Genomic DNA, 6,758 nt, shown 5'->3' on the forward strand with positions numbered 1-6,758 from the left:
TAGCGGTTCAGCGCGAGCTGCGGGACATATCGCCTGTCACCGGCGCTGCCGCTGCCAGAATCTTCTCAGCGGCACGACGCTCGCGCGCCTGGGCGCGTCGCTCCTCGCCTATTCGGGGACCGGTGAGAGGATGGTCGAAAACGTACGCTAAGCACAAAGCCGTGTCAGCGATCGTATGACATCACGGATGGCCGGCTTTCCATTTTACCGGAATACGCAAGTAGGTGACACCGTTCGCCTCCGCCTGATCGAAATGGCCCGCGCGGATGTTGACCTGGATCGAGGGCAGCAGGAGCTTGGGCACGGATAGCCCGGCGTCACGCTGCTCGCGCATGGCGACGAAGTCGTCCTCATTCACACCGTCATGGACGTGGACGCTCGACCGTCGCTGCTCGCCCACCGTCGTCTCCCAGCGATAGTCGTCGCGACCCGGTGCCTTGTAGTCGTGGCAGAGGAACAGTCGCGTCTCGTCGGGCAGCGCCAATAGCCGGCGGATCGAGCGATAGAGCGTCCGCGCATCCCCGCCCGGGAAGTCGGCGCGGGCGGTGCCATAGTCGGGCATGAACAGCGTATCCCCGACGAACGCCGCATCGCCGATCAGATAGGTCACGTCGGCCGGGGTGTGGCCGGGGACATGCAGCACCTCGACCGCCAGCGCCCCGATCGCGAACTGGTCGCCATTCTCGAACAGGCGGTCGAAGTCCGAGCCGTCCGTTTTCAGATCATCCATCGCGAACACGGGGCGGAAGATTTTCTGCACGTCGCGGATATGCGCGCCGATCCCGATCCATGCGCCTGTATGCGCCTTGATGAAGGGTGCGGCCGACAGATGATCGGCATGAGCGTGCGTCTCCAGCACCATCGCGATCCGCCAGTCCTGCTCGCGGGCGAAGGCGACGATCCGCTCGGCCGAGCGCGTGTCGGCGACGCCGCTCGCCATGTCGAAGTCGAGGACTGGATCGATCACCGCCGCAGTCCGTGTCGCGGGATCGCCGACGAGGTAGCTAATCGTATTGGTCGGCTCGTCGAAAAACGCCTCGATGAGGGGCTGAGTCATGATTTTCTCCGTTAGCGCTTGCTAATATATTAGCTGGTGCTACATAAGCAACACCTAATGGAGTGGCGATGATGCTCAAACCGCCGATGGACCTGGCGACATTCGAGGCGAAGGCCGGGCAGGTCGCCGACACGCTGAAGGCGATCGGCAATGCTCGCCGGCTGATGCTGCTGTGCAAGCTGGTCGAGCATGGCGAGATGACGGTCGGCGATCTGGCCCGTGATGTCGGCTTGTCGCAGTCGGCCTGCTCGCAGCACCTGGCCAGGATGCGCGACGAGGGTCTCGTCACCTACCGGCGGGAGAGCCAGACGCTCTGGTACGCCATCGCGGATGCCCGCGTCGAAACGCTGCTCGGCACTCTCTACCAGCTCTACTGCAAGGATTGATGCGATGACGCTCGCGACCCTTTCTCCCGACGATACCCGTGCCGCGATCGATGCCGGTGCGCGCCTGATCGACATTCGCGGTGCCGACGAGCATGCGCGCGAACGCATTCCCGGCGCGATGAACGTGCCGCTCGACCGGATCGGCGATCTCCCGCGCGACGATCGTCCGGTCGTCTTTCACTGCAAGTCCGGGATGCGCACCGCCGCCAATGCGGCGCAGCTCGGCGCGGCAGCGGGTGGCGCGCCGGCCTATATCCTGGGCGGCGGCATCGATGCGTGGCGGCAGGCAGGACAGCCCACCGTCGCCGATCGGTCGCAGCCGTTGGAAATCATGCGGCAGGTGCAGATTACCGCCGGTGGGCTGGTGCTGATCGGCGTTCTGCTCGGCACGTTCGTCGCTCCCGGCTTCTTCGGGCTGTCGGCGTTCGTCGGGGCGGGGCTGATGTTCGCGGGCGTGACGGGGTGGTGCGGCATGGCCAACCTGCTGCGCGTCATGCCCTGGAACCGGCGCGCGACAGCCTGAGGCGATCGTGGACACCGCTGCCACCCTTGCCGCGCTTGCATCGGGCGGCGTGATTGGCCTGATCCTCGGCCTTGTCGGCGGAGGCGGGTCGATCCTCGCCGTGCCACTCCTGATCTATGTTGTCGGCGTCGGATCACCGCACGCTGCGATCGGGACGGCCGCTGTCGCCGTCACCGTCAATGCGCTTGCCAGCCTGGTCGGCCATGCGCGAGCGGGCCGCGTGAAATGGCGGTGCGCCAGTGTCTTCGCCGTCTCCGGAATGATCGGCGCGGCGCTGGGGGCGGAGTTGGGCAAGGCGTTCGACGGCAAGCGACTGCTTGTCCTGTTCGGGCTTCTGATGATTGGCGTCGGTTTGTCGATGTTGCGCAAGCGCCGCACGGCGGAAGCGCCGGACGTGCGACTGACCCGCGATAGCGCCTCGACGCTGCTGCCGCGCTTGGTTCCGATCGGGCTGGGCGTCGGGCTTGCCGCCGGCTTCTTCGGGATCGGGGGCGGCTTCCTGATCGTGCCGGGGCTGATCCTCGCGACCGCGATGCCGCTGCCCTTCGCGATCGGCACGTCGCTGGTCGTCGTCAGCGCGCTGGGGTTGACCACCGCCTTGTCCTACGCCCTGTCGGGGCTGGTCGACTGGAGCGTGACCGCGATGCTGGTCGTGGGCGGCGTCGCTGGAACGATCGGCGGTATTGCATTGGGCAAGGTTCTCGGCACCCGTAAGGGGCTGCTCGAACGTGGCTTTGCCGCCGTCGTGATTGCGGTAGGAACCTACGTTACGGCATCGTCGCTCTGAACCTGAGCAGCTTCAGCCGACTGCTATCGGCGCACTCGCGCCAACAGCTTTTCACCATCGGGCCTGATCTCGCCCTTCGGCGTGACGTGTCGGTAGAGTGTTTGGCGCGTCACGCCGAGTTCGGCGCATAGCTCCGCGACCTTGGTTTCCGGTTTGCCCATCGCGGCCTGGGCGAGACGCAGTTTGGCCGGCGTCATCTTGAACGGACGCCCGCCGTGCCGACCGCGTGCCCGAGCGGACTCCAGACCGGCGCGCGTGCGCTCGACGATCAGTTCTCGCTCGAACTCGGCGAGGCCGGCGAAAATCGCGAAGATCAGCCGACCGTTGGCGGTGGTTGTGTCAATCGACGCGCCTTCGCCCGCCAGCACCTTCAACCCGATGCCACGCTTCGTCAGATCACCAACCGTATTGACGAGGTGGCGCAAATCGCGGCCGAGCCGATCGAGTTTCCAGATGACCAGCGTGTCGTCGCGGCGCAGCGCCTTCAGGCAGGCGTCCAGTCCCGGTCGCTTGTCGAGCCGGCCCGATGCGGCATCCTCATAGATATGCTCGGGATCGACGCCGGCCGCGACCAGCGCGTCGTGCTGCAGGTCGTGGACCTGGCTGCCGTCCGCCTTGGACACCCGCGCGTAACCGATCTGCGTTGTCACATATACGTCCGTTCACGTGACGGAGCGGCATTGCCCGTCGATCAATCGCGATAATGTCACATAACCCGTCTTCTGGTCTATGCTCCATGAACGGGTACGCTTTCCTGTTTCGTGACGAACAGGAAGCCGATGCCGACCAAGACCATCCTGTCGCCCGCGCAGCGTGCTGTGATCTTCGACCCGCCTGCCGATCGCGCGACGATCGAACGGCTCTATACGCTCGGTCCCGACGATCTGGCACAGGTGGCGCGACGTCGGCGCGGGGCGAACCGGCTCGGCTATGCGGTGCAGCTTTGCTACCTGCGTCATCCCGGTCGCAGGCTACTGACGGGGGATGCGGTGCCCGCCGCCATGCTCGCGCTGCTCGCCGATCAGATCGGGTGCGTAGCCGACGACTTCACCGGCTATGCCACGCGCCCCACGACATTGCGCGAACACCGGGCCGAGATCGAAGCTCTGCTCGGTCTGCGCGCCTTCGCGCGGGTGGATGTACGGGCGATGCTGGCGCTGGGATCGGAGATTGCCGCTTCGACTGATAGAGGTGAGACGATCGTCACAGGCATGGTCGATCGCTTGCGGGCGGACCGGATCGTACTGCCGGCGACATCGACGCTGGAACGGCTCGCCCTCATCGTGCGGACACGGGCGCGCAAGGCGGCCCATTCCAATCTGATCCGCGACTGTTCGACCGAACAGGAAGCCGCACTCGAACACATGATCGCCTCCGACGATGATGGGCGCACCCGGCTAGGATGGATACGCGAATGGCCGGAAGCACCATCGGCCGCGAACCTGAAGGGAATCGTCGAACGGCTCGACACCGTGCGCGGCATCGGGATCGCGGCTGATCGAGCACGACGTATCCATGCTGCTCGCTATGCCGTCATTGCGCGGACCGCCGGCATCGTCACCGCCCAGCACCTGCGGCGTCTCGAACGTCCGCGCCGGCTCGCCATGCTCGTAGCTTCCGTGATCGAGATGGAAGCGACGTTGACCGACGCCGCGCTGGTCATGGTGGAGAAGATGGTGGGCGCGCTGTTCCGCCGTGCCGACCGCACCCGCTCCGATCGGCTGCTCGGCCAGGCACGGATGCTGAAGGACACCGCGCGTTTCCATGCCCGGCTCGGTCGCCTGCTGGTAGATGCTCGTGCGAGCGGGCGCGATGCCTTCCGCGCGATCGACGCGAAGATGGGCTGGGATCAGCTCGAACGCAGCATCCGCTTTGCCGAGGATCTGACGCGCTCGGCCGATGACGGGCTGGAAGAAGTGGTCGAACGCTATCCCGCCGTGCGGCGTTTCGCCCCGACGTTTCTCGCCGCTTTCACCTTCCGCACCGCGCGGTTGGCTGATCCGCTGCTCGGCGCGATCGAGGTGCTGCGCACGATGTACCGCGACGGTCGATCGGTCCTGCCGAAGCGAGTGCCGACCAGCTTCATCAAGCCGCGCTGGCGCAAGGTCGTGCAGCCGGCGGAAGGGACGATAGACCGGCGCGCCTATGAGATCGCAGTGATCGCCCACCTGCGCGAGCGGCTCGGCTCGGGCAGCATCTGGGTGGACGGCAGCCGCGCCTATCGCACGCTCGACGACTATCAGCTGCCCATGCCCGCCTTCGAAGCGATGCGCGCGAGCGGCGATCTGCGCCTGGTTGTGCCGACCGACTTTTCCAAATGGTACGAGGAACGCCGCACCCTGTTGGCCCGGCGCATGACGGAGGTGGAGCGCGCAGCCGCAGCGGGCGAGCTGGTCGATGTGACGATCGAACGCGGGCAGTTGCTCATATCGTCGATCCGGCGATCCCCGTCCGACGATGCCGATGCGCTAAAGGCCCGGCTCTACGCGATGCTGCCGCGCGTCCGAATCACCGATCTGCTGGTCGAGGTCGCCGCATGGTCGGGATTCGCCGACCGTTTCGTCCATGCGCGCAGCGGCGCCCCCGCCTCCGACCAGTCCGCGCTGATGGGTGCGATCCTCGCCGATGCGACCAACCTCGGCCTGGGCCGCATGGCCGAAAGCTCGCGCGGGCTGACGTTGTCTCGCCTGCGCTGGACGGCGGAATGGCATGTGCGCGACGAAACCTATCTGTCGGCGCTGGCGGCGATCGTCGATTGCCATACCGCGCATCCGCTCGCGGCGGTCTGGGGACCGGGCGATACATCGTCGTCGGACGGGCAGTTCTTTCGTGCCGGTGGTCAGGGCGAGGCCCGCGCCGATCACAACGCCCGCTATGGCACCGAACCAGGCGTGCTGTTCTACACCCACGTCACCGACCGCTTCACGCCGTTCCACACCAAGGTCATCGCCGCCAATGCCGGCGAGGCCGCGCATGTCCTCGACGGCCTGCTCGACCATGAAAGCGAGCTGGTCATCCGCGAACATGCGACCGATACCGCCGGCGCGGTCGATCATGTCTTCGGCCTGTGCCATCTGCTCGGCTTCCGCTTCGCGCCCCGCATCCGCGACCTCAACGAGCGCCGGCTCTACAGCCTGTCGCCGCTCGACTCGTGGCCGACGCTGCGCCCGCTCGTCGCCGGTCCGGTCAAGATCCGCGCGATCGAGGAGAACTGGGACGAAACCCTGCGCCTTGCCGCCTCGATCCGGGGTCGGTACACAGAACGGACCCAGATATACGCTAAGGTTTTGCCGTGCCTTCGACGGCGCGCATCTGGCGAAGCGGTCTGAGCGCGGTGGATGGCGCATCGGGATCGGTCCAGAGGTAATCGCCGGTGAGATTGATATGCTGCCAACCGAGCGGTGATAGGTGTTGCAGCAGGTCCGGCGGGACCGGCCGGCCGAGGTTGGCGAGATGCATCCGGGCGGCTTGCAGGTAGGTCGTGTTCCACAGGACGATGGCACCGGCGACGAGGTTCAGCGCGCTCGCCCGATGGCTTTGGGCTTGCAGCGCATGATCGCGGATACGGCCGATGCGATGGAAGAAGATGGCGCGTTTCAGGGCATTTTCCGCTTCTCCCTTGTTGAGTTCGCGGGTGGCGCGGCGACGCTGTTCGGGCTGCTCGATCCAGTCGAGCGTGAACAGGGTACGCTCGACGCGACCGATCTCGCGCAACGCCAGTGCCAGGCCGTTGGCGCGTGGATAGGAGCCGAGCCGTTCCAGCATGATCGAGGCGCTGACGACGCCTGTGCGGATCGAGGTTCCCAGTCGCAGCACGTCGTCCCAGTGTGCCTCGATCAGACCTTCGTCGATGCGGCCCGCGACCAGCGGCGCAATATCGGGGCCGGGTTCGATGCCGTTAAACAGGTGCAAACGGCGTGCGGCGATATTCGGGATACGCGGCGCGAACCGGAACCCAAGCAGATGACATAGCGCGAACACATGGTCGGAGACGCCCCCGCCATC

6 protein-coding genes and 1 pseudogene are annotated in these 6,758 nt (G+C 66.1%); 4 read left to right on the forward strand and 3 right to left on the reverse strand.

Annotated elements, in window-relative coordinates; genetic code table 11:
• Positions 1-181 precede the first annotated feature (181 nt).
• A complete protein-coding gene (locus VGD20_RS02510; protein WP_061780293.1) occupies positions 182-1,057 on the reverse strand; it encodes an MBL fold metallo-hydrolase in 876 nt (291 codons plus the stop codon).
• A 68-nt stretch (positions 1,058-1,125) separates the two neighbouring features.
• Here VGD20_RS02510 and VGD20_RS02515 point away from each other — a divergent pair, with 68 nt between their 5' ends.
• The 3 genes from VGD20_RS02515 to VGD20_RS02525 are packed head-to-tail and all read left to right on the forward strand — an operon-like array spanning position 1,126 to position 2,753.
• Complete coding sequence (locus tag VGD20_RS02515) at positions 1,126-1,443, forward strand: ArsR/SmtB family transcription factor (protein WP_042469298.1); 318 nt, start codon at positions 1,126-1,128, stop codon at positions 1,441-1,443.
• A 4-nt stretch (positions 1,444-1,447) separates the two neighbouring features.
• Positions 1,448-1,966 (forward strand): rhodanese family protein, encoded by a 519-nt coding sequence (locus VGD20_RS02520; RefSeq protein ID WP_042469176.1) that lies wholly within the window; start codon positions 1,448-1,450, stop codon positions 1,964-1,966.
• 7 nt (positions 1,967-1,973) lie between these two features.
• The gene (locus tag VGD20_RS02525; RefSeq protein ID WP_042469177.1) at positions 1,974-2,753 is read left to right on the forward strand and encodes a sulfite exporter TauE/SafE family protein; all 780 of its coding nucleotides are present in this window, start codon (positions 1,974-1,976) and stop codon (positions 2,751-2,753) included.
• Positions 2,754-2,776: 23 nt separating this feature from the next.
• On the opposite strand, the gene VGD20_RS02530 is transcribed toward VGD20_RS02525, so the two are convergent.
• The gene (locus VGD20_RS02530) at positions 2,777-3,403 is read right to left on the reverse strand and encodes a recombinase family protein (protein ID WP_331132945.1); all 627 of its coding nucleotides are present in this window, start codon (positions 3,401-3,403) and stop codon (positions 2,777-2,779) included.
• Positions 3,404-3,532: 129 nt separating this feature from the next.
• Here VGD20_RS02530 and VGD20_RS02535 point away from each other — a divergent pair.
• Positions 3,533-6,013: pseudogene (locus VGD20_RS02535) on the forward strand (Tn3 family transposase); the annotation flags it as partial.
• A gap of 19 nt (positions 6,014-6,032) precedes the next feature.
• On the opposite strand, the gene VGD20_RS02540 reads toward VGD20_RS02535, so the two are convergent.
• Positions 6,033-6,758, reverse strand: a 726-nt coding sequence (locus VGD20_RS02540; protein WP_331132947.1) for a Tn3 family transposase, incomplete at its 5' end; no start/stop codon positions are given.

It is taken from the genome of Sphingopyxis sp. (assembly GCF_036402335.1).
Classification (GTDB): Bacteria; Pseudomonadota; Alphaproteobacteria; order Sphingomonadales; family Sphingomonadaceae; genus Sphingopyxis.

Coding starts and splice junctions, on each gene's coding strand:
- VGD20_RS02510 (WP_061780293.1), bottom strand. CDS start 1,057: ATGACTCAGCCCCTCATCGAGGCGTTTTTCGACGAGCCGACCAATACG.
- VGD20_RS02515 (WP_042469298.1), top strand. CDS start 1,126: ATGATGCTCAAACCGCCGATGGACCTGGCGACATTCGAGGCGAAGGCC.
- VGD20_RS02520 (WP_042469176.1), top strand. CDS start 1,448: ATGACGCTCGCGACCCTTTCTCCCGACGATACCCGTGCCGCGATCGAT.